18 protein-coding genes are annotated in these 23,413 nt (G+C 65.1%); 5 read left to right on the top strand and 13 right to left on the bottom strand.

What is annotated here, in order from left to right:
• Positions 1–14: 14 nt before the first annotated feature.
• Genes BM046_RS02605 through BM046_RS02580 form a run of 6 tightly spaced genes read right to left on the bottom strand, consistent with a single transcriptional unit; the run spans position 15 to position 6,254 of the window.
• Entirely contained in the window at positions 15–1,106 is a 1,092-nt protein-coding gene (locus tag BM046_RS02605) for an MBL fold metallo-hydrolase (protein ID WP_090536653.1), read from the bottom strand.
• Positions 1,106–2,962 (bottom strand): long-chain-acyl-CoA synthetase, encoded by a 1,857-nt coding sequence (locus tag BM046_RS02600; RefSeq protein ID WP_090536652.1) that lies wholly within the window; start codon positions 2,960–2,962, stop codon positions 1,106–1,108. Before BM046_RS02600 ends, BM046_RS02605 begins: the two co-directional genes overlap by 1 nt.
• A complete protein-coding gene (locus BM046_RS02595; protein WP_090536650.1) occupies positions 2,959–4,044 on the bottom strand; it encodes an alkene reductase in 1,086 nt (361 codons plus the stop codon). Before BM046_RS02595 ends, BM046_RS02600 begins: the two co-directional genes overlap by 4 nt.
• Before the next feature lie 11 nt (positions 4,045–4,055).
• Positions 4,056–4,685: a nuclear transport factor 2 family protein gene (locus BM046_RS02590; protein WP_090536648.1), complete on the bottom strand. Its 630-nt coding sequence runs from the start codon at positions 4,683–4,685 to the stop codon at positions 4,056–4,058.
• A gap of 50 nt (positions 4,686–4,735) precedes the next feature.
• Positions 4,736–5,509 (bottom strand): SDR family NAD(P)-dependent oxidoreductase, encoded by a 774-nt coding sequence (locus tag BM046_RS02585; protein WP_090536646.1) that lies wholly within the window; start codon positions 5,507–5,509, stop codon positions 4,736–4,738.
• A 10-nt stretch (positions 5,510–5,519) separates the two neighbouring features.
• Positions 5,520–6,254: an SDR family NAD(P)-dependent oxidoreductase gene (locus BM046_RS02580; RefSeq protein ID WP_090536644.1), complete on the bottom strand. Its 735-nt coding sequence runs from the start codon at positions 6,252–6,254 to the stop codon at positions 5,520–5,522.
• A 280-nt stretch (positions 6,255–6,534) separates the two neighbouring features.
• Between BM046_RS02580 and BM046_RS02575 the strand changes: the two genes are divergently transcribed.
• Genes BM046_RS02575 through BM046_RS02565 form a run of 3 tightly spaced genes read left to right on the top strand, consistent with a single transcriptional unit; the run spans position 6,535 to position 10,817 of the window.
• Entirely contained in the window at positions 6,535–7,818 is a 1,284-nt protein-coding gene (locus tag BM046_RS02575; RefSeq protein ID WP_235818555.1) for a spinster family MFS transporter, read from the top strand.
• Positions 7,815–8,651, top strand: a complete 837-nt coding sequence (locus tag BM046_RS02570) for an alpha/beta fold hydrolase (protein WP_090536639.1) — start codon at positions 7,815–7,817, stop codon at positions 8,649–8,651. Before BM046_RS02575 ends, BM046_RS02570 begins: the two co-directional genes overlap by 4 nt.
• A 42-nt stretch (positions 8,652–8,693) precedes the next feature.
• On the top strand, positions 8,694–10,817 hold the full coding sequence (locus BM046_RS02565) for an NAD(P)/FAD-dependent oxidoreductase (protein WP_090536893.1): 2,124 nt from the start codon (positions 8,694–8,696) through the stop codon (positions 10,815–10,817).
• A 319-nt stretch (positions 10,818–11,136) separates the two neighbouring features.
• On the opposite strand, the gene BM046_RS02560 is transcribed toward BM046_RS02565, so the two are convergent.
• The 7 genes from BM046_RS02560 to BM046_RS02530 all read right to left on the bottom strand — a co-directional run bounded on the left by BM046_RS02560 (position 11,137) and on the right by BM046_RS02530 (position 20,469).
• Positions 11,137–12,717: an MFS transporter gene (locus BM046_RS02560; RefSeq protein WP_090536637.1), complete on the bottom strand. Its 1,581-nt coding sequence runs from the start codon at positions 12,715–12,717 to the stop codon at positions 11,137–11,139.
• A 35-nt stretch (positions 12,718–12,752) separates the two neighbouring features.
• Entirely contained in the window at positions 12,753–13,544 is a 792-nt protein-coding gene (locus tag BM046_RS02555; protein ID WP_090536635.1) for an SDR family NAD(P)-dependent oxidoreductase, read from the bottom strand.
• A gap of 15 nt (positions 13,545–13,559) precedes the next feature.
• The gene (locus BM046_RS02550) at positions 13,560–15,227 is read right to left on the bottom strand and encodes a class I adenylate-forming enzyme family protein (protein WP_090536633.1); all 1,668 of its coding nucleotides are present in this window, start codon (positions 15,225–15,227) and stop codon (positions 13,560–13,562) included.
• A 42-nt stretch (positions 15,228–15,269) separates the two neighbouring features.
• Positions 15,270–16,400 carry an acyl-CoA dehydrogenase family protein gene (locus BM046_RS02545; protein ID WP_090536631.1) on the bottom strand — a complete coding sequence of 377 codons (1,131 nt, stop codon included), beginning with the start codon at positions 16,398–16,400 and terminating at the stop codon, positions 15,270–15,272.
• 10 nt (positions 16,401–16,410) lie between these two features.
• Positions 16,411–17,601 (bottom strand): acyl-CoA dehydrogenase family protein, encoded by a 1,191-nt coding sequence (locus BM046_RS02540; RefSeq protein WP_090536627.1) that lies wholly within the window; start codon positions 17,599–17,601, stop codon positions 16,411–16,413.
• Between the two features lie 118 nt (positions 17,602–17,719).
• Complete coding sequence (locus BM046_RS02535; protein ID WP_090536625.1) at positions 17,720–19,201, bottom strand: FAD-dependent oxidoreductase; 1,482 nt, start codon at positions 19,199–19,201, stop codon at positions 17,720–17,722.
• 32 nt (positions 19,202–19,233) lie between these two features.
• Positions 19,234–20,469: an NADH:flavin oxidoreductase gene (locus BM046_RS02530; protein WP_090536624.1), complete on the bottom strand. Its 1,236-nt coding sequence runs from the start codon at positions 20,467–20,469 to the stop codon at positions 19,234–19,236.
• A gap of 830 nt (positions 20,470–21,299) precedes the next feature.
• Here BM046_RS02530 and BM046_RS02525 point away from each other — a divergent pair.
• Positions 21,300–21,608 (top strand): DUF485 domain-containing protein, encoded by a 309-nt coding sequence (locus BM046_RS02525; protein ID WP_090536622.1) that lies wholly within the window; start codon positions 21,300–21,302, stop codon positions 21,606–21,608.
• Positions 21,605–23,275 carry a cation/acetate symporter ActP gene (gene actP, locus BM046_RS02520; protein ID WP_090536621.1) on the top strand — a complete coding sequence of 557 codons (1,671 nt, stop codon included), beginning with the start codon at positions 21,605–21,607 and terminating at the stop codon, positions 23,273–23,275. Before BM046_RS02525 ends, actP begins: the two co-directional genes overlap by 4 nt.
• The last annotated feature ends 138 nt before the right edge of the window (positions 23,276–23,413 follow it).

Here is a 23,413-nt window from a genome sequence, read left to right as displayed (position 1 = left end):
TACCTGTTGTCTGGTTAAACGTGGATGTCTTCAGTTGCCAAGACCTGCTCCCCACCACTGGACAGGCTGAAGCGCCAGGCTTCGCCTGCCAGGGTGCGGGTCAGTACTCCCTCCTCCCTGAGGAAATTGATGTGGGCCAGGGTTTCCCCCATGGCCATGAGTAAATCGAAGCTGCCGCGCAGCCGCGGAAACAACGCCGGGCACAGCTCGGCTACCGTCTGCGGCCCGGCCTTGAGCACCTCGGTCAGGGTGTCCAGATGGGCGTCGTGATGCTGTTGCAGCTGGCCGATGCGATGGTGCAGGCCGTGGAATGGCCGCTCGTGGGCCGGCAGCACCAGCGCCGCATCGGATAGCTGGCGGAAGCGCCGCAGCGATGCCAGCCAGTCCCCCAGCGGGTTGGCTTCCGGCTCGGTCACTGAGACGAGGACGCTGGAGGTGATGCGCGGCAGGATCTGATCGCCGGCGATCAGCAACTTATCGTCCTCGCTGTACAGGCACACATGTTCCGGTGAGTGGCCCGAGCCGATGACTACGCGCCAGCGGCGTGTACCGATCTGCAGCAGGTCGTTCTCCCGCAGTCGGCGGAAGCTGGTCGGCGCCTGGGTGTCGTAGGCCATCTGGCTGAGCATCGGCCGGAAGGCGGCCACCTGTTCCGGGCCCAATCCACAGCGCTGGTAGAACTGCAAGAACGCCCAGTTCGGCTCATCGCCCCTGGGCGGAGTGACGAACAGCGACTGGTATTCAGCGAAGCTCATGTACGCCGGGCATTGGAAGCGATCCACCAGCCAGCCGAGCAGGCCGCTGTGGTCGTAATGAAAGTGGGTGGCGATCACCGCCAGTACCGGCGCTCCACCGAACACATCGGTGAACACCGCTTCCCAGACCTCGCGGCTCTGCGGCGTGTTCAAGCCGGTATCGACCACTACCCAGCCGTGGCCGTGGCGCAGCAGGTAGAGGTTGATATGATCCAGCGCGAACGGCAGCGGCATGCGCAGCCACAGCACCCCGGGCGCCACCTCACGCACCTGGCCCGGTTGCGGCGGGGTCTCCCAGGGGAAGCTCAGGCAACCCCGGGCTTCCCCTTCGTGCAGCCCCAGCTCACTCATCAGGACTCCCCGGCGAAGGCAGGCAGGTCCAGGCGGGCCAGCAGCTCGGTGCTGTAGGGCAGGTAACTGCCGGCCTGATCGTCCTTGACGTAGAGCGGGTCGTCGAACAGCGCCGGGTTGTAACCCTGGCGCTGCAGGTCGATCTTGCGCAGCTTGAAGGTGCTGGTCATGTCGGCCATGGCCGAGACCCGCACGAATACCGGCACCGCATAATGCGGCAGGCGCTCGCTGGCGAATGTGAAGAACGCCTGCGGATCGAACTGCCGGCCCGGCTGCATCAGCACCGCGGCCATACCGGCACGGCCCTCGTGGCCGGGCACCAGCACGCCATAGATATTGATCAGCTCCAGTCCGGGGAAGTCGCCCAGGGCATCGGCCACTTCCTGGGTCGAGACGTTCTCGCTCTTCCAGCGGAAGGTGTCGCCGATGCGGTCGACAAAGTAACAGTAGCCGTCCTCGTCGTAGCGCAGCAGGTCACCGGAGGCCCACCAGGCATCGCCATCGACAAACACGTTGCGCAGGATCTTGCCCTCGGTTGCCTCGGGCGAGGTATACCCCTCGAAACGCCCCGCCCCAATCTCCGGGTGGTTGACGATCATGCCGACCGCTTCGCCCACTTCACCGGGCTGGCAGTGAATGTAGCGACCCTCGGCATCGCGCAGATGGGTCTGGGTGACGGTGTCGTACTTGAGCAGGCGCAGATTGGTCTTGTCCCAGAACGGCACGCGACCGCAGGAACCGACCCGGTTGTCGACGTTGAGCGTCGCCGCGTTGGCTTCGGTTGCGCCCCAACCCTCGAAGATGTCGAGTTCGCCGAAGCGCTCCACCCAGCGGGTCCATACATCCCGGCTCAGGCCGGCGCCGAGCATGCAGCGCAGGCTGTGGTCGCGGTCGTCGGGGCTGGCCGGCTTGTTCAGCAGGTAGCGACAGATTTCCCCGATGTACTGGAAGATGGTGACCCGGTTCTCGCGCACATCCGACCAGAACTGGCTGGCGCTGAACTTGCGACGGAACACGATGGACGCACCGCCGGCCAGCGCAGTGGACGTAACCGAGGTGGCCGCCGCGCCGTGGTACAGCGGCAGGCAGCAGTAGAAGACGTCCGCCGGGGTCACTTCCAGGGTGACCTCCATCACATCGCCCGAGGTCATCCAGCGCATGTGGCTGTATTTCGCCGCCTTGGGCAGGCCGGTGGTGCCGGAAGTGAAGATATAAAGCATGTCATCCTCGGCCTTGATGCCGGCGCGCAGGGCAGCGTCCGGACGGACGCGGGGCGCTGTCAGCACCTCGTCGTGAAAGCCCTGGTCGAGGCTGACCGGCAGCACGCTGCGATCGACCGGATTCTCGCTGTCAGCGACCAGCCAGCGCGGGTAGTCGGCGGTCTGCTCGGTCTCCAGGAAACCGTCCAGGCATTCCTCACCGATCACCACGGCACGTGCTGCGGTGGACTCCAGCGCGTGCAGCAGCGCCCGCCCCTTGAGGTGGTAATTGATGAAGGCCGTCACCGCGCCGATCTTGGCCAGACCGAACCAGCAGAAGAAGAAATCCGGGCGGTTCTCCATGGCCATGGCGCAGACGTCGCCCGGCTGGATGCCACGGGCCAGGAAGGTATTGGCGTACTGGTTGGCGCGCTCATCCACCTCGCGGTAACTGAAACGCTGCCCGCCATAGACCAGGAAATCCCGCTCGCCGAAGCGATCCACCTGGGTTTCCAGCCGGTCGGCCAGGGTGTACTCCTGGGCCGGCTTGATCCGGCTGGCGGCAACCGAACGCAGGTCGAGCTTGGCCTGGGTCTCTTCTCGGCTGGGCAGCGCGTTGCTGATGAACTGTTCCTGCTGGACCTGGGATGCACTCATGAAATTTCCTCCTGCGAACGGGGATCGGCCTCGGGGTAATCGATGTAGCCCTCCGGGCCGGGGGAATACAGGGTGTGGCGGTCGAACTCGGCCAGCGGCAGCCCCTCGCCGATGCGCCGCACCAGGTCCGGATTGGCGATGAAATGCCGGCCGAAGGACACCGCATCGGCCAGCCCCTCGGCGACCATCTGCTCTGCGGTATCCGGCTCGAAGCCGTCATTGACGATCAGCGGCCCCTTGAACAGCGCGCGGGCGGTGGCAAAGGCATCGACCTTGCGGGTATGGGCGCGCATGATGTGCAGGTAGGCCAGGTTCAGGCCGTCCAGGCCGTGCAGCAGCGCCTCGAAGGTGGCCGCCGGATCGCTGTCGGCAATGTCGTTGAACCTGTTGCCCGGGCAGAAGCGCAGGCCGACCCGACCCGCGCCAATGGCATCGGCCATGGCCTGGGCCACCTCTACGGCAAAGCGCACGCGGTTCTCCGGGCTGCCGCCGTACTCATCGGTGCGCTGGTTGGCGTTTTCCGACATGAACTGCATGGGCAGGTAGCCGCTGGTGCAGTGCAGCTCGACACCATCGAAACCCGCTTCCCGGGCATTCAGCGCGGCCTGGCGATAGTCGGCGATGACCGCATGGATTTCCTCGCGGCTCAGCGCATCGGGCATATCGGTATCGGCCATGCCCACGGCGTCGGTGAACAGCTGAATCTCGGCCCGGACCGCTGAGGGTGCCACTGTGCGGCTGCCCTCCGGCTTGTTGTGGCGGGAGGCCGCACGGCCACAGTGCATCAGCTGCAGCACGATCTGGCCGCCCGCCGCGTGCACCGCATCGGTGACCTGGCGCCAGGCGTCGATCTGCTGCTGGCTGTAGATGGCCGGGGTCCGGCAGTAGCCCAGGCCATCGGCCGAAGGCGAGGTGCCCTCGGCGACGATCAGCCCGGCCGAGGCGCGCTGGGCGTAATAGTCGACCATGATCGCGGTCGGCACCGCAGCGGCGTCGGCGCGGCTGCGTGTCATCGGCGCCATCACCACTCGGTTGGCCAGCTGCAGTTCGCCGAAGCGCACGGGTTGCATCAATGCCTGCATGACCTGGCTCCTCAGCGTACGCGAATCTTGGGTGCTGGCGTGTCCGCCCGCATGCGCCGCAGGAACTGCTCCGCCGGGGCCGGCTCGGCCACCTCGGGCAGTTGGTCACGCTCCGGCGCGTTGGCCCAGAACGACTTCCAGGATGGGAACAGCGCCTGGAAGGTGCCGTGGTAGGGCTCGCGGCCCGGCCAGCGCATCTTCATGTCGCCGATCGGCGGCTTGTTCAGGTCGGTGGCGTACCAGTAGCAAGGCAGGCGCCGGCGGAAGTACCACTGGCCATCGATGCGCTCGTAGTCGTCCCAGTAGAGCATCTGCATGATTACCCACTCGGCGCCGGTCTCGTGCTCGTTCTTCGAATACACCACGCCGACCGCATGGTCCGCGTCGGTGAACTCGATGATGTGCTGACCGATGTGGTGGGAGGTGCCGGTGAACTGGTGGCGCAGGGTGTCATCAACCCAAGCCTTCAGGTGGGCGCGCCCGACCTTGCCGCCGCCGACCCGGATATCCGGGGCGAACAGATTGACGTGGGCGTCCAGGTCACGCATGTCCAGTGACAGGGAGTATTTGCCCGCCAGTTGCCGGATGGCCTCGATCGACTCCAGCCGATCAAGACGCTGCGCAAAGGAATTCTGATCCATGGTGGTGCCTTATCAGGTTGGCTGGTAAGGCGGGCCCGCAGGCCCGCAGGTCATTCCAGTACGGTGTACAGGTCGGAACTGCGTCCGCCGTCGACCGCGAGGCTGGCGCCGGTGATGTAGGAGGCTTCATCCGAGGCAAGGAAGAACACGGCGTTGGCCAGCTCCTCGGCCTCGCCGACCCGGCCCATGGGGATGAGCTTTTCGGTGTTGCCGCGGGCCTTGTCATCGCTGAGCATGCCGGCGGTGGAGGGTGTGGCGACCACACCCGGCACCACGACGTTGCAGCGCACCTTGAAGGGCGCGCCTTCGGAAGCCACCGCGCGACTGAAGTTGATCACCGCCGCCTTGGCGGCGGAGTAGCCGGACATCCAGGCGGTACCGAACACACCGCAGATGGAGGCGATGTTGACGATGGCCCCGCCGCCCTGCTCCTTCATCAGCTGCATGGCGGCGCGGGTGCCCCAGAAGGTACCGTCCACGGTAGTGGCGAAGTTGGCGTGCCAGTCGGCGGTGGTCATGGTGTCCACGCCGCCCCAGGTGAAGGCCATGGCGTTGTTGACCATCACGTCCAGGCGACCGAACTCGGCGGCGGCGGACTTGATCGCGCCGACAAAGGATTCCTCGTTGCTGACATCGGCCACCCGGTAGGCGGCCTTACCGCCGGCGCTCTGAATCTGCGCCACGATTTCTTTCAACGGCTCTTCGCGGCGACCACAGACCACCACGGTGGCGCCTTCGGCAGCCATCTTGAGCGCGGTGGCGGCGCCGATACCCGAACCACCACCGGTAACGAAGGCCACCTTGTTCTGCATGCGTGCTGTCATGATCTTCTCCTCAGAGGAATGCCGAACCGCCGTTGACGGTGATATTCTGGCCGGTGATGAAACCGGCGTCGTCGCTGGCCATGAAGGCCACCACGCGCGCCACTTCCTCGGGCTGGCACAGGCGGCCCAGCGGGATGGCGGCGATCATCGCCTGCATCCATTCATCCGGGATGCCCGCCATCATCGGCGTGTCGGTCGGGCCGGGCACTATGGTGTTGACGCGGATCTTCTGCGGCGCCAGCTCGCGGGCCAGGCTGCGGGTCAGGCCCATCACGCCGGCCTTGGAGGCGACATAGTGGCTGGGGCCTTCACCCGTCAGCGCACCGGTGCTGGAGAAGTTGATAATGGTGCCGGCGGTGCCCTTGGAGACCATCAGCCGGGCAGCTTCGCGGGCGCACAGGAAGGTACCCTTGAGGTTGACGCCGACCACCCGATCCCAGTGCTCCACCGGGGTATCCAGGAAACTGTCGACCGAGCCGGTGCCGGCATTGTTGACCAGCACATCCAGGCGTCCGGCTTCGTCGGCGATACGCTGCATGGCAGCCTGGACCGAGGCCTCGTCCATCACGTTGCACACCACGGCGTGGGCGCGCCCCTTGAGGTCGGCGACGCTGGCGGTGATGGCTTCTTCATTGATGTCGGCGGCATAGACCACGGCGCCCTGCTCCACGAACTGGCGGACGATGGCAGCCCCCATGCCCTGGGCGGCTCCGGTCACGAAGGCAATCTTGTTATCGAGTTTCATCGCTGCTCCTATTGGCCGAACGGCGTCGACCCATTGACGGTTGCAGCTATGATTCATGCGCGACCACCCCCCAACATCGTCCGTTGAGACTAAGCTGAATGCGCGTGGCAGCAGGACCTGCGGCGGGCCGTCACCATGGTCTGAATGGACGATGAAGGGCTTGCGACCCCGTTGGATGATCGGCAAAACCGACAATAAGACGGAGCACACCGTGAGCTCGCCAGCCGCCATTTCCCCAGTCCAGCGCAGCGTTACCTGGCGCACCCATTACGCCCTGCTGATGCTCGCCCTGATCTACATCTTCAACTACATAGACCGGCTGCTGGTCTCCATCCTGATCGAGCCGATCAAGCTGGAGTTCGGTGTATCCGACACCCTCATCGGTCTGCTCTCCGGGGTCGCCTTCGCGCTGTTCTATACGGTCTTCGGCCTGCCGCTGGGGCGACTGTCCGACCGCATCGGGCGCAAGCCGGTGGTGGCGCTGGCGTGCATCGCCTGGAGCCTGATGACCATGCTCTGCGGCGTCGCCACCAGCTTCACCATGCTGCTGCTGTTTCGCATCGGCGTGGCCATTGGCGAGGCCGGCGGATCGGCGCCCTCGGTGGCCATGGTGTCCGACCTGTATCCGCCGTCGCACCGCTCCCGGGCACTGGCGGTATTCCTCATGGGGCCGGCGCTGGGGGCGGTGTTCGGCCTCGGCATGGGCGGCTGGATTGCCGATGCCTATGGCTGGCGCTGGGCCTTTATCCTGATCGGCGCGCCGGGCGTGCTGCTCGGGTTGCTGCTCGCCTTTACCGTGCGGGCGCCGCGCCGCCAGCCGACCAGCGCAGCGGAGGCCGGAGAAAGCTTTCTGCAGACCATGGCGTCGCTGGCACGCACGCCTTCCTATGCCCTGATCGTGTTTGCCGGCAGCAGCGGGGCCATCGCCGCCTACGCGGTGGGCACCTGGGCACCGAGCTTCCTGATCCGCTCGCACGGCCTCAGCCTCACCGAGGCCGGGGCGCTGCTGGGCATCGGCGGCGGGCTGATGTCGGTCATCGGCACCCTGACCTGCGGCTGGTTCACCGACCGCATGGTCCGGCGTGACAGCGGCTGGCAGCTGGGCGCGGCGCTGCTGGGCACCGCCATGAGCATCCCGTTCGGCCTGCTGTTCTTCCTCTGGCCGGCCGGGTCCGCCCTGCAGCTCGGCAGCCTCGCCGTGCCCACGGCCTTTGCCCTGTACCTGGGCTTCGCCTTCTTCGGTACCTGGTGGTCGGTGCCCTGTTTCGGCGCCATGACCCATCTGTTCCCGGCTTCGCGCCTGGCCCAGGGCACCGCCATGTTCCTGATGGGCGTAACCCTGCTCGGTGTCGGTCTCGGCCCGCTGGTGGTCGGTGTGCTCAGCGATGTGTTCGAGCTGGCCATCGGTGCCGAGGCGCTGCGCTACGCCATGGCCGCCACCATGGTCATCCTGCTGCTGCCCTGTTTTGCCCTGGCCCGCGCCATTCCCCAATACCGCCGGCAGGTCGACGGTCATGACGTCGACCTGCCCATTGAATCCATGCCTGAAGGAGCTCGATCTTGAACAGCACCCATAACGACAGCCTGCCCCTGCCGACCGGCCACTACGTCACCCTGGACAACGGCCTGACCCTGCATTATCTGGAGGCCGGCACCGGCCCCACCGTGGTCTGGCTGCACGGCAGCGGCCCGGGGGCCAGCGGCTACAGCAACTTCAAGGGCAACTACCCGGTGTTCGCCGAGGCCGGCTACCGCAACATCGTGCTCGACCTGCCGGGGTTCGGCCGTTCCGACAAGCCAGATGATGTGAATTACGATCTGGCTTTCTTTGTCAGCAGCCTGCAGGGCTTTCTCGACAAGATCGGCATCGACCGCTGCACCCTGCTGGGCAATTCCCTCGGCGGCGCCATTGCCCTGGGCGCAACCCTCGCCTACCCGGAGCGGGTGGAAAAGCTGATCCTGATGGCCCCCGGCGGCGTGGAAGAGCGTGAGACCTACTTCCAGATGCCCGGCATCCAGCGCATGGTCGAGGTGTTCAGTCAGGGCCCGATGGGCGTGGAACAGATGCGCCATGTGATGACCCTGCAACTGTTCGACCCTGCCCAATTGGACGAGGCGCTGCTGCAGGAGCGCGCGGCGGTGGCGGTGACCCAGCCCGCCAACCTGTTCTCCAGCATGCTGGTGCCCAACATGACCGAGCGCCTGAAGGAAATCCAGGTGCCGATCCTCGGCTTCTGGGGCACCAACGACCTGTTCAACCCCCCGGCCGGGGCGTTCAAGGTGCTGGACAACGCACCCAATGCCCGCTTCCTCATGCTCAACCGCTGCGGCCACTGGGTGCAGGTGGAACACGAAGCCCTGTTCAACCGGGAATGCATTGCCTTCCTGTCCGAGTGAATGATGCCGGGGCCGGTCGGCCCCGGTTCCGAGGTTATCCCCATGAGCTATTCCCATCTGCTGCAGCCGGCCACCATCGGCAGGCTGCAGCTGCGCAACCGCATCATCATGGCCCCCATGGGCTCCAACTACGCCGAATCCGATGGCACCTGTGGTGAACGCATCCAGGCCTACTATGAAGCCCGGGCTGCTGGCGGTGCCGGCCTACTGATCATGGGCGTCGGTGCAATTGCCTTCCCCGCCGGCACCGCCGAGCCCTACCAGGTGGGCCTGTCCGATGACCGCTTTTTGCCCGGTCTCAGCCAGCTGGTCGAACGCGTGCACCGGCATGGCGCCAAGATCGCGATCCAGCTGCAGCACGCGGGCAAGACTGCGGTGCGGGATATCGCCGAGGGCCGCGAGCTCTGGGTGCCGTCATTCCCGCCACCCTTCAAGACCGACATGATGGCCTCCCTCACCGCCGAGGAACTGGGCGCCTTCATCAGCTCGGGCAAGCCGAAGACCAGGCCCCAGGTGCGGGTCATGGACCGGGACGATATCGCCCAGATGGTGCAGTGGTTCGGCGATGCCGCCGACCGCGCCAAACGGGCCGGCTTTGATGGGGTGGAAGTGCACGCCGCCCACACCTACATCATTGCCGGCTTCCTCTCGCCCTATTACAACAAGCGCGAGGATGAATACGGCGGCAGTCTGGAAAACCGCGCCCGCCTGATGCTGGAAGTCCTGCATGAAGTGCGCCGGCGCACCGGCGATGACTTCGGCGTCTGGCTGCGGCTGGACGCCCAGGAATTGCGTCTGGACGGCGGCATCACGCTGGAGGAATGCCAGGCCTTTGCCCGCCTGGCCGAGCAGGCCGGCGTGGACGCCGTCTCGGTGTCGGCCTATGCCGCCACCACCACCGGCGTCGCCTTTACCGAAGCGCCACTGGTGCAGAAACCGGCAGGGTTCCTCGACTGGACGGCCCAGGTGAAGCAGGCGGTCAGCGTGCCGGTAATCGCCGTTGGCCGCCTGGACCCCGCCGCCGCCGACCGCGCCATTGCCGAGGGCAAATGTGATTTCGTCGCCATGGCGCGCAAGCTGCTGGCCGACCCGGAACTGCCCAACAAGCTGATCAAGGGTGACGCCGCGGCCATCCGTCCGTGCATCTACTGTTATGTCTGCGTCAGCCAGATCTTCGTCAACCAGCGGGTCAAGTGTGCGGCCAACCCGTTCACTGGCCAGGAAAGCCAGAAGGTCATCCTGCCCGCCGAGCGGAAGCAGCATATCGTCGTGGTGGGTGGCGGCCCGGCCGGGCTGGAGGCCGCCCGCCTGGCCAGCCTGCGTGGCCATCGGGTGACCCTGCTGGAGCGCAGCAACCGGCTCGGCGGCACCCTGTTCTTCGCCGCCCTGGCCTATCCGGAAAACGGCGCGCTGCTGGACAACCTGGTGCATCAGGTCAGCCAGTTGCCCATCGAGATCCGCCTGAACACCAGCGCCACGCCCGCCCTGCTGCAGGAGCTGGGTGCCGATCAGGTGCTGGTGGCCAACGGCGCCTCCCGCGCCGCGCCGCCGATACCTGGTGCCGAATTGAAGCACGTGTGGAGCGGCGATGAACTGCGCCGCATGATGACCGGCGACCGCGCCGAGGAGATCGCCAGGGCCAAGCTGTCCCTGGCGCAGCGCACCATGATGAAGGCCGGCAGCCTGACCGGCGCGACCAACAGCACCGATGCCATCAAGCAGCTGTCGAAGCTGTGGATGCCGCTGGGCAAGCGGGTGGTCATCATCGGTGGAGGGCTGGTTGGGCTGGAACTGGCCGAGTTCCTCGTTGAGCGGGGCCGCCAGGTGATGGTGCTGGAGCCCAGCGCGGATCTGGGGCGTGAGTTATCGATCGTGCGCCGCTGGCGGGTGCTGGACAACCTGCGGCGCCACGATGTGCTCATGCTGACCGGCGTGCAGGTCGACCGCATTGATGAGCGCGCGGTGCATTACCGCACCCAGGACAGCGACCAGTTGAACGTCGCCGCTGACTCGGTGGTACTGGCCATCGGCGCCGGACCGAACCCTGGCCTGGCCGAGGAACTGGCCGGCAGCGGCCTGCCCATCCACCGCCTCGGTGACAGCCATGAACTGGGCTATATCGAAGGTGCCCTGCGCTCGGCCACGGATATTGCGCTGGCGCTCTGAGGCTTTACTCGCCGCGCTCAACCCGGCGTCCTGACGGACGCCATCGCGGCAGGGTCGCCGCTCCTACCGGTTGGGTTTTCGCTCTGCGCTTGCGGTGGTAACTGCGGCGTCGGGGAGATTGCCGCCCACACGCAGGGCGTCCTGACGGACGCCATCGCGGCGGGGTCGCCGCTCCTACCGGTTGGGTTTACGGCCTGCTCTTGCGGTGGTAACTGCGGCGTCGGGGCGGTTGCGGGTCCCGCTTGTTGCTGTAGGAGCCCCGACCTCGGGGCGATTGCTGGCCGCAGGCCAGCCGCTGTCAGCGGGCAAGGTCTGTCGATCAACTCTGCGCGGCGCCCTCGATCTCCTCGGCCACCTTCTGCACATCCACTCGCCGACCCAGCAGCGGCGTCAGCGCCAGCGCCACAACCAGCAACCCGGTCAGCAGATAACCGACACTGCCGATCGCTCCCCCCAGTGATGCCACGGTAATACTCTCCAGCACCTGCTCCACCCCGGCACCGGCCTCCGTCAGGGCCGCACTCAGGCCCGCGCTGACCTCACTGCCGGGCTGGCCTGCAACCTGTAAAAGCTCGGCCGTCTGCGGCGCATTCAGGCCCAGGTCGGTGGCGGTCTGCTCGGTTACCCGACGGGTGTGGTAGGCCGAAGACAGGCCGAAGATCGCCAGCGAAAAGGATGACCCCGTGGGCAGTCCCAGGTCCCGCAGCATGCTGAACAGGCCCGATCCTGCGCCGGCCTTGTGCGCCGGTATTGCACCCAGCGCCAGCTTCATCAGGGCCGGTACGTTGGCCCCCATCATCAAGCCGAGAAAGCCCACCAGGACCAGCACCCAGGTCAGCGACACCGAGGTCTGCAGCTGGGAAAACACCACCACCGCGCCCAGGCTGCCAATCAGTGACAGGGTGGCGATCCGGCGCGGCTCGATTCGGTCGATCAGCCGTCCGGAGATCGGCGAGGCGAGCATGGTGCAGCCGAAGAAGGCCAGGGTCACCATGCCGAACTGGGACGCACTGCCCCCAGGCCGGGTGTTGATGAAGAAGGCCAGGGAGTACACCAGGCCGCTGCTGAGGATCATCTGGATCCAGTAGATGGCACTGGGGATGGCGAAGCGCCGGTCCTTGAGCAGCGACACATCCAGAATGGGCGCTGCCTGCCGGGCGCTGTGCCGCCACAGCCAGACCAGGCTGATGATGCCAAGCACGACTATGCCCCAGGTCACGGCGGAGTCGCGGCCGAAGTTGGCGGCCCAGGTGGGCAGCGACAACAGGGCGGCAATGGTCACCAGCAACAGCAGCGCACCCGTCCAGTCAAAGCGCCCCGCCGGGGGTGCGCCACGACTCTCCGGCACCCACAGCAGCAGCGGAATGAGGCCCAGCAGGGCCAGCGCCCCGCTGACCACATAGACGCTGCGCCAGCCGAAGGTATCGATCATCAGCCCGCCCAGCAGGCCGCCGCTGGCGGCGCCAAAGGTCATGACGAACATCAGCACCCCCAGGGCCATGCCCCGCTGGTCCTCGCGGAACAGATGGTTCACGTAGCTGAAGACCGCCGGGAAGATGCAGGCCACGCCCAGCCCCTGGAGAAACCGCGCCGCCAGGAACATCCAGAACTGCGGCGCCCAGGCGGCCACGAACTCCGCCACCCCGAACACCACCAGGCCGATGGTCACCATCCGCCGGCGGCCGATCTGGTCGCCCAGCCGGCCCATCGCCGGGGCGCAGACCGCCACCGCGATGAAATAGGAGATGAGGATGAGCGCAGCCAGGTTGACCGGGATGGAAAAATGTTGGGTAACGCTGGGCAGTACCGGCGCCTGGAAGGCCGCCGCCTCGATGGTAACGAAGGTGGCAAACAGCAGGGCGATGAAGCTGACCCAGGGATTGGCCATATTGGTATTCATTGGCGCCTCACTCGAATTGTCAGGGAAGATGCGGATTACGAAGGCAGCTGCGGTTCCCAGTGCACACCGTTGATATGCGCCCCGCCATCGACAAAGAAGGTATTGCCGGTGACATAGCGGCAATCATCGCTGCCGAGGAAGACCGCGACCGGGCCGATGTCTTCCAGCGGATCGCCGATCCGGCCCATGGGGTTGGCCCGGGCTATCGCGGCCGCATTATCCGGGTTGGCTTCGGCAAACCGGCGGTAGGCCTCGCTGGCCGCGCCCGGGCAGATGACGTTGCAACAGACCTGGTCCCGCGCCCACTCCCGGGCCGCAGTGCGCGTCAGGCTGCGCAGGGCTTCCTTGGCCGCGTTGTAGTCGGCGCTGTACATATGCGCATTGACACCATTGAGCGAGCACAGATTGATCACCCTCCCGCCACCCAGGCGGCGGAACTCCGGCAGCGCCGCCTGCATGGCCCAGAAGGCGGCCATGACCGCCATGTCGAAGGCGCCGCGCAGCTGCTCGTCGCTCTGCTGTTCCAGTCGGGCCAGCGGCGCGCCCTTCCATGCATTGTTGACCAGCACATCGAGCCGGCCGAAATGGGCGATGGCCGCCTCGACCATCTGCTGCGCCTGGTCCTTGCAGGTAACATCCACCACCCGCCCCAGCACCCGCCCCGGTTGAATGGAATCCAGCTCCGCCACCGCCCGGTCGATGGCGGCGGCGTTGATATCGCTCAGCAACACACTGGCGCCGGCATTGACATAGGCTTCGACGATGCCGCGGCCGATGCCCTGAGCGCCGCCGGTGACGATGGCCACCTTTCCGTTCAGTTTGCTCATGATGCGCTCCGCAGTTCAGGCGATGCCCAGGGATTGTTTGATCAGGGGTTTCTGCAGCTTGCCGGTGGCATTGCGCTGCAGCGGCTGGTCGGTGAACCAGATCCGGCCGGGCAGCTTGAACGGCGCCAGTCGGGTTGCCATGAACCCGCGCAACTCGTCCTCGCTCAGAGCACTATTGACATGGGCGACCAGCGCGACGGTCTCACCGAGGGTCTCATCCGGCAGGGCGAAGGCGGCGGCCTCGATAACAGCGGGATGCTCGGCGGCCTGCTGCTCGACCTCCAGCGCGGAAATATTCTCGCCACCGCGGATGATGATGTCCTTGATCCGGTCGGTCAGGTAGATGAAGCCGTGCTCATCCAGGTAACCGACATCACCGGTGAACAGCCAGCCGTCCTGCAGCACCTGCTCGGTTTCTTCCGGACGGTTCCAGTAGCGCTGCATCAGGGTCACCGAGCGCAGCCAGATGGGCCCGGGTTGGCCGGGAGGCAGCGGCTGATCAGGGCGCTCGCCGACTACCAGGTCGATCAGCGGATAGGGCCAGCCCGAACTGGCCGAAAAATGGCAGAACTGCTCGCCAGCCAGGGTTGCACCGATGCCGTTGCTTTCGGTCATGCCATAGCCGGTACCGGCCATGGCGGTGGGCTTGCAGGTCATCAGTCGGTCGAGCATGGTACGCGACGAGGCGCCGCCGCCCAGGCCCAGGGCGAACAGGGTGGCGGTCGCCGGACTGTCGAAACGCGGGTGGTTGATCAGTTGCTGCATCATCACCGGCGCGCCGTTGAACTGGGTGCAGCGCTCGGTCTCGATCAGCCGCAGCGCCTCCTCCACATCCCACTTGTACATGATCACCATGCGCCGGCCATGGCGCAGCATGCTGAGGAACTGCGCATGCAGGCCGCTGACATGGAACAGCGGGAAGCACAGCAGGGCCGTCGGCTGCAGGCCTGATTCGATGATCGGCTTGACCCGCTCCGGCGAGGTCATGCCGGAAAAGGCCCCTTGGTAATCCAGTGCAAACAGCGATTGGGCCACGGCCCGGTGGCTGGACAGCACGCCCTTGGCGCGACTGGTGGTGCCCGAGGTGTAGAGCAGCAGCGCCGGATCGTCGGGACGGGCAGCCACCAACTGCATCGGCGCAAGCTCGGCGGCCAGCAGCGCCTCCCAGGTATGGGAGCCCGGCGCCTCGCCGTCAACCAATACTACCTCGCGACCCACCAGGCTGCCGTCGAGCTGCTGATGGCGTTCGGCATCGCAGAACACCAGCCGGGCGTCGGCATCCTCGATCGCATGCAGCAGCTCGTCGCGCAGGCCCCAGCTGTTCAGCGGCACCGGAATCGCACCCGCCTGGACACAGGCAACGAAGGCGACCATCCATTCCGGGCGGTTGCGCATGGCGATCGCCACGCGCTCCCCTGCCTGGACCCGGAGGATCTGCTGCAGGGCGGCGGTCAGCTGATCTGCTGCAGCGTAGAAGTCGGCAAAGCTCAGTCGTTGGTCGCGCCATAGCAGGAAAGGTGTCTCACCATGGCGGCGGCCTTCCTGGATGGCGTCGGTCAGGGTGGCCGGAGCGTTGACGAAATATTTCAGTCCCTGTCCGTCCTCTGCCAGGGCAAAGGGTGATTGGGCACTCAACAGTTGCTGGCGACACGCGCGCCACTGCTCCACGAGTGGGGTGTGCATGATGTACCTCTTCGTAATTCTTGTAGTTGGCCGATGACTGCCTCAGGCGCCACGGTTATCGCCGTAGCGCTGGCAGTGAAAATCGGCATTACCCAGCTGGTTCTGGGCCAGGCGCATGCGCTTGAGAAACAGCCCAAGATCATATTCATCGGTGACTCCGATACCACCATGCATCTGTATCGCCTCGTTACCAACGTGCTGGGCCAGCTGGCTGGCCTGCCATTTCGCCAGACTCACCAGGCGGCGGCGCTCGCGTACGGAGCCGGTGCTGCGATCCAGCACCTCGAACGCAGCCATCACGCTGCTGCGAGCCAGTTGCAGCTGGGCATACAGCCGGGCAGCGCGGTGTTGCAGGGCCTGGAAACTGCCGATGGGGGCGTCGAACTGCACCCGGGTCTTGAGGTAGTCCACGGTCATGGCGAAAGCGGCTTCCGCCAGGCCCAGCAGTTCGGCGGCCAGGCAGGCTCGCCCGCGGTCCAGCACCAGCTCCAGCGCGGCGCAGGCAGCGTTATCACCCAGTCGGGCAGCATCGGCCAGCCGAACCTGATCCAGCTGCAATGCCCCCATGTTGCGCGCATCGATCATCTGCCGAGTGCGGAGCTGCACCCCCGGCTGGTCGGCGGAAACCAGGAACACGCCGCAACCGCCATCGGCTTCGCTGGCCACCACCAGCCAGCCATCGGCGGACACCGCATCGGTCACCCAGCTCTTGCTGCCATTCAGCACCCAGCCGCTGCCGTCCCGGCGGGCCGTCACGGCAAAGTCGTCAGGCTGGTGCCGGGCACCTTCCTCCAACGCCAGGGCCAGGCGCCGTTCGCCGCTGATCAGCGCGGGCAGCCAGTGATGGCGCTGGGCGTCAGTGCCCAGTTGCTCGATCAGCCCGCCGCAGAGCACCACGCTGCTCAACAGCGGCGATGCGCTCAGATGACGACCGATTTCCTCGAACAGCGGGGCGTAACCGGCAAAGCCGAAGTCCAGCCCGCCGTCCTGCTCGCTGAACGCCACCGCGCCCCAGCCGAGCTCGAGCATGCCATTCCACACCTCGGGGCTGTATCCGAGCGCACTGCCCTCGTCCCGCAGCGCCCGCTGCAAGGCCACCGGCGAGCGAGCGGCGAGAAAGTCACGGGCACTGTCCTGCAACTGCAATTGATCTTCGTTGTATACCAGGCTCATGGCGCTCTCCTCACTTGGCTTCCGGCAGGCCAAGCACGCGCTTGGCGATCACGTTCAACTGCACTTCCGAGGAGCCGCCGGCGATGGTCTGGGCAAAGCTCATCAGCCAGGCGCCGGTCAGGTCCAGTTCACGCTGGTCGAAGCCCTCCCCGGCCCAGCCCAGGGCGTGGTTACCCATGATCTCCAGCAGCAGCTCGAACTTGCTGCGTTCCTGCTCGGTGTGCACAAGCTTGGCGATGGCCATCAGGCCGGAGGCATCCTGGCGGGCACGCAGGGTCTCGAACAGCCGCCGGTTGGTCAGGCGGAAGGCTTCCTCCTGCATCAGGCAGGCGATGGCGCGCTGCTGCAGCGCCGTTTCCGCCGGGGTCTGCGGGTCGCCGAGGTATTTCTCGAGGAATTCATCCAGGTCGAAGTGGGTCGGCAGTGCCGATTCGCTGAACCGGGACATGGCGTTGCGCTCATGCTGCAACAGCGCCTTGCCCAGTGCCCAGCCGCCGTTCAGCTCGCCGATCAGTTGCGCGCGGGGTACGCGCACGTTGTCGAAGAACACCTGACAGAAGCTGGACTTGCCGCTGATCAGATCAATCGGTGAGACGCTGATGCCAGGCGAGGTCATGTCCAGCACGACCAGACTGATGCCGGCCTGCTTGGGCTCCATCGGGCCGGTGCGTACCAGCGCGTACATCCAGTCTGACTTGTTGCCGTAGGAGGTCCAGATCTTGGTGCCGTTGATGACGAAATCATCGCCATCAAGCACCGCCGAGGTGCGCAGGCTGGCCAGGTCGGAACCGGCGTTGGGTTCGGAGAAGCCCTGGCACCAGCGTATTTCGCCCCGGGCCATGGGTGGCAGGAAGCGCTGCTTCTGCTCCTCGGTGGCGAATTCCAGCAGCACCGGGCCGAGCATCCAGATGCCCAGGTTGATCTGCGGCGGACGGCAATGCAGGCGCCGCATCTCGGCGTCGAGAATGGCTGCCTGCTGTGGATTCAGGCCGCCGCCGCCGTACTCCACCGGCCAGTCGGGGCAGAACCAGCCCTTGTCGCGCATGCGCTCGAACCACAGGCGCTGGTCCTCATGCTTGAATTCCACCGTCCGGCCACCCCAGACGATCTCGTCCGAGGGCATGGGTGTGCGCATGGAAGGTGGGCAATTGCTCTCGAGCCAGGCACGGGTTTCCTGGCGAAATGCTTCTAGCTCATTCATCGTGTCACCTGTTGTTATTGTGTACCCGGCAAGTGAATCCATCCCCGGTCATGGATCCACTTTAACGCCGGCCAGGGACTGACCAATCGTCCGGACGGACGATGGTCACACAACCCGCTCAGTCGGCTGCGGCGGCAGCGCTAACTCCGGCCTGCCGGCCGAAGAAGGTGGAATCACCCAGCGACAGGCCAGAGGCATATCCTTCACCCCAGCGCGGCAGGCCACAGGCAGTGCGGCCTGCGGCGTACAGGCCGGTGATCGGCTGACCGTCGCCATCCAGCACCTCGCCCGAGGGGCGGGTCGCCAGACCACCCAGAGTAAAGGCATGACCTTGGAAATCGCCCTGACAATAACTCAGCGCGGCGAAGGGCGGCTCGATCAACGGGCGCAGCCACTCGGCGTCCTTGTGGAAATACGGGTCCTCGCCCCGCTCCGCCAGCTGGTTGAACTCCTCCACCGTATGCACCAGCGCCCCGGTGGGCAGCCCCAGCTCCTCTTCCACTTCCTGCCAGCTCTCCCCGACGGCGGCCACCGGGATGTCCGGCTGGATGACCGGGCGCCCGAAGGACTTATTGTCGACCAACAGCCAGGCGCGGCCATTGGGCTGGCGCAGCACATGGTGGGCCACCCGCCCATGGTAGCAGTCCTCATTGACAAATCGCTGGCCTCGCTCATTGACAAAGATACCGAAGACCAGCGAAGCCGGTGGAAAGAACGGTACCGTGGCGAAGAACTCCTGCATGTTCAGGGTAGCGGCGCCCACCCCCATACCCATACGGATGCCAGCCCCCTCGTCATTGCCGGCGCTGACCTGCAGCTCACACGCCTGCGCGGCAGGGACGAAGCGCTCAACCATCGCACGGTTGCTGATGAAGCCCCCGGCGCACAGAATCACCCCACGGCGGGCCCGGATAAAACGGGGTTCGCCCGACTCACGGGTTACGACGCCGACGACCCGCCGCTGATCGTCGACAATCAGCGTCAGCGCGCGGCTGTCATAACGCACCTGCACGCCCAGTTCCTCGGCGCGGGCGCACAGCACCTCCATCATCACCTTGCCGCCACCCCAGCCGACAAACTGCACCGTGTGCCCGCGCGGCGCCGGTTTGGCCTGCCCTACATAAGGCCAGGCCTTCTCGTTGCCAGACCAAAGGAGGGTGTCATCGGTGGTCGGTTCGATCCATTTGCCCGGCAGGTACGTTCCCTTGAACGGCACGCCCTGCTCGCGCAACCAGTCGAAGTGCGCGGCGGCCCCCTCGGCATACACGGCCACGCGGTGCGCGTCAGCTGCCGGCCCGCCGGCGATCATCAGATATTTATGCAGATCCTCGGTGGCATCCTCGAAACCGTGCTCGCGCTGCACGTCAGTTCCGCCGCTGCCGCCCACGTACACCTCTCCTCCGGAGAGGCTGGCACTGCCGCCGCCCACGCCTGCCACTTCCAGCACCACCACCCCGGCACCCGCCTGGCGCGCCTCGATGGCCGCGCAGGCGCCGGCTGCACCAAAGCCGACCACCACCACGTCGGTCTCCAGGTCCCATGCGCCCACTGCGCTTGCGGCACAGGGCTGCGCCGGCGAATACGTCTTGTCAGCCCGCATAACATACTCCTTCTGTGTTGTTTCCATGGATTTCACCCAGCCGCCGGCAGGCGGTTGAGCGCCGCATCACCCGGCCCGTTGAGGACACAGCTGGTTCCGCCTTCCGAGTACATCATGGTGACGCAGCGATTGCAGGCGGTGCAGCCGCTGCGCAGGCTCTGGCCATGGCGCAGACTATTGACCCAGGCCGGGTCATGGATCAGCACCCGGCCCAGCGCGAGGCTGTCAAAGCCTTCGGCCATGACCCGCTCTACCCCATCTGCCGATGCGACACCACCCAGATAGGCCAGCGGCACATCCACCGCGGAGCGGATGCGCCGGGCGTGCTCCAGCAGATAGAGTTCGCGGAAGGGCACCGGCTTCTCGACCAGCGACTGGACGAACATGGCCGCCTTCATCACCGGGTTGGTCACCACCGCCCGGTTCTCCGGCGGGAACGAGGAGCCGAACATCGTAGTGATCGACTCCGCATTCAACCCGGCGCTGAGCACCAACAGATGCGCCCCTTCGGCGGCTAGCTCGCGGGCAATCTGCACGCCCTCCTCGATGCTGTTGCCACCGCGCACGCCCTCGGTGATGCTGAACTTGCAGATGACCGCCAACTCATTGCCCACCGCATCCAGCACCTGGCGCAGCACTTGGCGGGGAAAGCGCAGCCGGTTGTCCAGACTGCCGCCGTATTCGTCCCGGCGCTTGTTATACAAAGGTGAAAGAAACTGGCTGAGCAGATAGCCGTGGCCCATGTGGATTTCCACCGCATCGAAGCCCGCTTCGCGGGCCAACCGGGCACCGCTGGCAAAGTCCGCCGCCACCCGCTGCATATCCGCCACGCTCATCTGCCGCTTGAGATACTGGCCGCTCATCAAGCCGATCTTGTTAAAGCCGCCGCTGGCTGACAACGGACGGCGCTGACCGGGTGCCCGAATGAAGGTGAAGCAACCGCCGTGGGTGATCTGCGCCGACACCGCTGCGCCCTGTGCATGCACGGCATCGGTCAGCACCCGCAGATGCGGCAAGGTGTTGCGATCCAGGCGGATCTGGTTGGGCAGGGTGCAACCATCGGGACTCACCGCGCAGTAGGCAAGCGTGGTCAGCCCCACCCCACCGGCGGCCATCGCCGAGTGGAACTGCACCAGCTGGCGAGACGGTATGCCATCGGGTGACATGCCTTCGTTGGTGGCGGACTTGATGAAGCGGTTACGCAGGGTAAGCGGGCCGATGGCCAGCGGAGAGTATGCCCTGCTCAGGTCGGGTGTGGTGCCTGCCATGGTTGCTCCCATCGTAAGGCCGGGCAGGAGCGGACACAGCGCAATGCTGACAGCCGCTACCTGCCGATAATGATGGGATGATTCTGTTTGGCTGGTTGGCAATTCGAATCGTCCAAGCAGACGATACGCGAGGGCCACGGGAAATGTATGGCGAGGCGCAATCAGGCACCGGTAGCGCAGGGCGTGGTGGATTTCGCGGACACAAAAAAGGGCGGGGTTGCCCCCGCCCGCGATTTTGCGCTATCCCTACATGCCGTCCTTAAGCCAGCCTTCCCTTGCTGTCACCTTCCTGATGATCCATGGCCCAACTCCCTGTCAGGCAGCACAATCCGTTGCGCGTGGACTCATCATACATGCAAAAGGTTCCGACACAACACTGATAACTGTCTCACACTTTAGGGTGATAAAAATTTTAATTGTTATATATCAATAACTTGCGAATTTGCCTCTGAACAAAATCCTATCGAGCGCACATGACGAAGTCGCGATTTCGTACGCCAGATATAGCCAATTTCCTACAAGGCCGGCGCTGCGAAAAACTTTGTCCGTTTCCTACGACTAAGGTCGGCTTTCCTCATTTCCGCACTGTTTTACAGTTCTGACAACAGCCACTATCCGGCGAGAACAAGAACAACATGACTCAGAACCAGCTGTGCCGGCGCTCTCCGTCGCCCGGCGTCACCCATGCATCCGCAACATGCACATCGGGCGGCCCGGCCGTCCGACTCGAACTCCAATCCATCACACCTGAAGCAGGAGGACACCCCGCGCCCGACCCACATCCTTAACGCCCTGTCTGCGTACAAGCACCACCACCCAGGAGAACAACAATGCAAAAAGATGTAGTGGAGCAAGTGCTCAATCACCCGAAATACGCGGCGTTAGTCAAAGGACGCACGCGAGCCAGCATGATTTTCTTCAGCCTGACGCTGGTCATCTATGCCGGTTTCATCCTGACCATGGCCTATCTGCCTGACGTATTCGCCCGCCCCCTGGGGCCGGACTGGACCATGAGTGTGGGCCTGTGTGTCGGTCTGCTGGTGGCCTGCAGCGCCGTCATCCTGATCGCGCTCTACGTATACTTTTCCAACAAGTGGTTCGACCCGCTGCTGGCAGAAATCGTGAGGGACGTGCAATGAGAACAATCTCCAAGCTGATGTCGGCCGCCCTGCTGGCTGTCGCCGCCCCCGCCGCCTTTGCCGAAACCGGTCATGGCGCCAATACCGAAGCCATCATCATGTTCCTGCTGTTCATCGCCGGGACCATGGGCATCACCTGGTGGGCAGCACGACGGACGCAGACCACTTCGGACTTCTATACCGCCGGCGGTGGTATCAGCGGCTTCCAGAACGGTCTGGCCATCGCCGGCGACTACATCTCGGCAGCGTCCTTCCTCGGGATCGCCGGCATGGTCTATGTCTCGGGCTACTACGGGGTGATCTACGCCATCGGCTTCCTGTTCGGCTGGCCGGTAGTGATGTTTCTGGTAGCGGAACGCCTGCGTAACCTGGGTCGGTACAACTTCGCTGACGTCACCGCTTTCCGTCTGGAGCAGACACCGGTGCGCATTCTCGCTGCCAGCGCTTCGCTGCTGATCATCGCTCTGTACCTGATTGCGCAGATGGTGGGTGCCGGCAAGCTGATCGTGCTGCTGTTCGGCATCGAGTACAAGTTCGCCGTGGTGATCATCGGCGCGTTGATGATGGTCTATGTATTCTTCGGTGGCATGACCGCCACCACCTGGGTGCAGATCATCAAGGCGGTACTGATGCTCAGCGGCGGTACCCTGCTGTCGGTGCTGGTGCTCTATGCCTTCAACTTCAGTCCCGACGCCATGCTGGCCGAGGCTGTGACCGTGCATCCCTACGAGGCGGAACTGATGTCCCCCGGCGAAGCTGTCACCAGCAATCCGCTCAATGCCCTGTCGCTGGGTCTGGCACTGGCCTTCGGTACTGCCGGCCTGCCGCACATCCTGATGCGCTTCTTCACCGTTTCCAGCGCCCAGGAAGCACGCAAGTCGGTAATCTGGGCCAGCAGCTTCATCGGCTACTTCTATATCCTGACCTTCATTATCGGCTTCGGCGCCATTGCCCTGCTGGTACGCAATCCGGAGTTTTTCCACACCGGGCCCGACGGCAGCTTCAACATGCTCTCCGATCTGATCGGCGGCACCAACATGGCCGCGGTGCACCTGTCCAACGCCGTGGGAGGCAGCCTGCTGCTGGGCTTCCTGGCGGCGGTGACCTTCGCCACCATCGTAGCGGTGGTCGCCGGTCTGGCCCTGGCCGGTGCGGCGTCCATCTCCCATGACCTGTACGCCAACGTGATCGCCCGCGGTCGCTCCACCGAGAAGCAGGAGATGCGTATCTCGAAGATCTCGATTCTGGTGCTGGGCGTGCTGTCCATCCTGCTGGGCATCATCTTCGAGGATCAGAACGTTGCCTTCATGGTGGGCCTGGCCTTCGCCATCGCTGCCAGCGCCAACTTCCCGGTTCTGGTGCTGTCGATCTCCTGGCGTGGCTGCACTACCCGGGGCGCAGTGTTGGGCGGCTTCATCGGTCTGGTGGTGGCGACCCTCTGGGTGGTGCTGAGCAAGACCGTGTGGGTGGATGTGTTCGGCAATGCGGAACCCATCATTCCCTTCCCCAACCCGGGTATCGTCTCGATCCCGCTGGCCTTCATCGCCATCTGGTTCTTCTCGATCACCGACCGTACTGCCCGTGCCGATCGTGAACGCGCGGCCTTCGAGGCACTGACCGTGCGCAGCCAGACCGGTATCGGTCGAAGCGGTGCCGTAGCCCACTGATCTGTCGACAGACAGCCGAAATCCCCGGAGGTGGTACTACTCCGGGGATTTTCGGTTTCGGGCTAGCAACTTCGGGGCTACGGGATATCCGTGCGCGCCTTTGGGTGGGAGCCTGCATGTTGCGAGACCGAGTTGGGC

Source organism: Halopseudomonas formosensis, from assembly GCF_900115905.1.
Taxonomy (GTDB): Bacteria; Pseudomonadota; Gammaproteobacteria; order Pseudomonadales; family Pseudomonadaceae; genus Halopseudomonas; species Halopseudomonas formosensis.
Note: the sequence above shows the minus strand (reverse complement) of the source record. Positions and strands in the feature narration are given on the sequence as shown.

What these genes read in the sequence shown, in the direction of transcription:
- BM046_RS02605 (WP_090536653.1), bottom strand. Translation starts at nt 1,106, where the DNA reads ATGAGTGAGCTGGGGCTGCACGAAGGGGAAGCCCGGGGTTGCCTGAGC.
- BM046_RS02600 (WP_090536652.1), bottom strand. Translation starts at nt 2,962, where the DNA reads ATGAGTGCATCCCAGGTCCAGCAGGAACAGTTCATCAGCAACGCGCTG.
- BM046_RS02595 (WP_090536650.1), bottom strand. Translation starts at nt 4,044, where the DNA reads ATGCAGGCATTGATGCAACCCGTGCGCTTCGGCGAACTGCAGCTGGCC.
- BM046_RS02590 (WP_090536648.1), bottom strand. Translation starts at nt 4,685, where the DNA reads ATGGATCAGAATTCCTTTGCGCAGCGTCTTGATCGGCTGGAGTCGATC.
- BM046_RS02585 (WP_090536646.1), bottom strand. Translation starts at nt 5,509, where the DNA reads ATGACAGCACGCATGCAGAACAAGGTGGCCTTCGTTACCGGTGGTGGT.
- BM046_RS02580 (WP_090536644.1), bottom strand. Translation starts at nt 6,254, where the DNA reads ATGAAACTCGATAACAAGATTGCCTTCGTGACCGGAGCCGCCCAGGGC.
- BM046_RS02575 (WP_235818555.1), top strand. Translation starts at nt 6,535, where the DNA reads ATGCTCGCCCTGATCTACATCTTCAACTACATAGACCGGCTGCTGGTC.
- BM046_RS02565 (WP_090536893.1), top strand. Translation starts at nt 8,694, where the DNA reads ATGAGCTATTCCCATCTGCTGCAGCCGGCCACCATCGGCAGGCTGCAG.
- BM046_RS02560 (WP_090536637.1), bottom strand. Translation starts at nt 12,717, where the DNA reads ATGAATACCAATATGGCCAATCCCTGGGTCAGCTTCATCGCCCTGCTG.
- BM046_RS02555 (WP_090536635.1), bottom strand. Translation starts at nt 13,544, where the DNA reads ATGAGCAAACTGAACGGAAAGGTGGCCATCGTCACCGGCGGCGCTCAG.
- BM046_RS02550 (WP_090536633.1), bottom strand. Translation starts at nt 15,227, where the DNA reads ATGCACACCCCACTCGTGGAGCAGTGGCGCGCGTGTCGCCAGCAACTG.
- BM046_RS02545 (WP_090536631.1), bottom strand. Translation starts at nt 16,400, where the DNA reads ATGAGCCTGGTATACAACGAAGATCAATTGCAGTTGCAGGACAGTGCC.
- BM046_RS02540 (WP_090536627.1), bottom strand. Translation starts at nt 17,601, where the DNA reads ATGAATGAGCTAGAAGCATTTCGCCAGGAAACCCGTGCCTGGCTCGAG.
- BM046_RS02535 (WP_090536625.1), bottom strand. Translation starts at nt 19,201, where the DNA reads ATGCGGGCTGACAAGACGTATTCGCCGGCGCAGCCCTGTGCCGCAAGC.
- BM046_RS02530 (WP_090536624.1), bottom strand. Translation starts at nt 20,469, where the DNA reads ATGGCAGGCACCACACCCGACCTGAGCAGGGCATACTCTCCGCTGGCC.
- BM046_RS02525 (WP_090536622.1), top strand. Translation starts at nt 21,300, where the DNA reads ATGCAAAAAGATGTAGTGGAGCAAGTGCTCAATCACCCGAAATACGCG.
- actP (WP_090536621.1), top strand. Translation starts at nt 21,605, where the DNA reads ATGAGAACAATCTCCAAGCTGATGTCGGCCGCCCTGCTGGCTGTCGCC.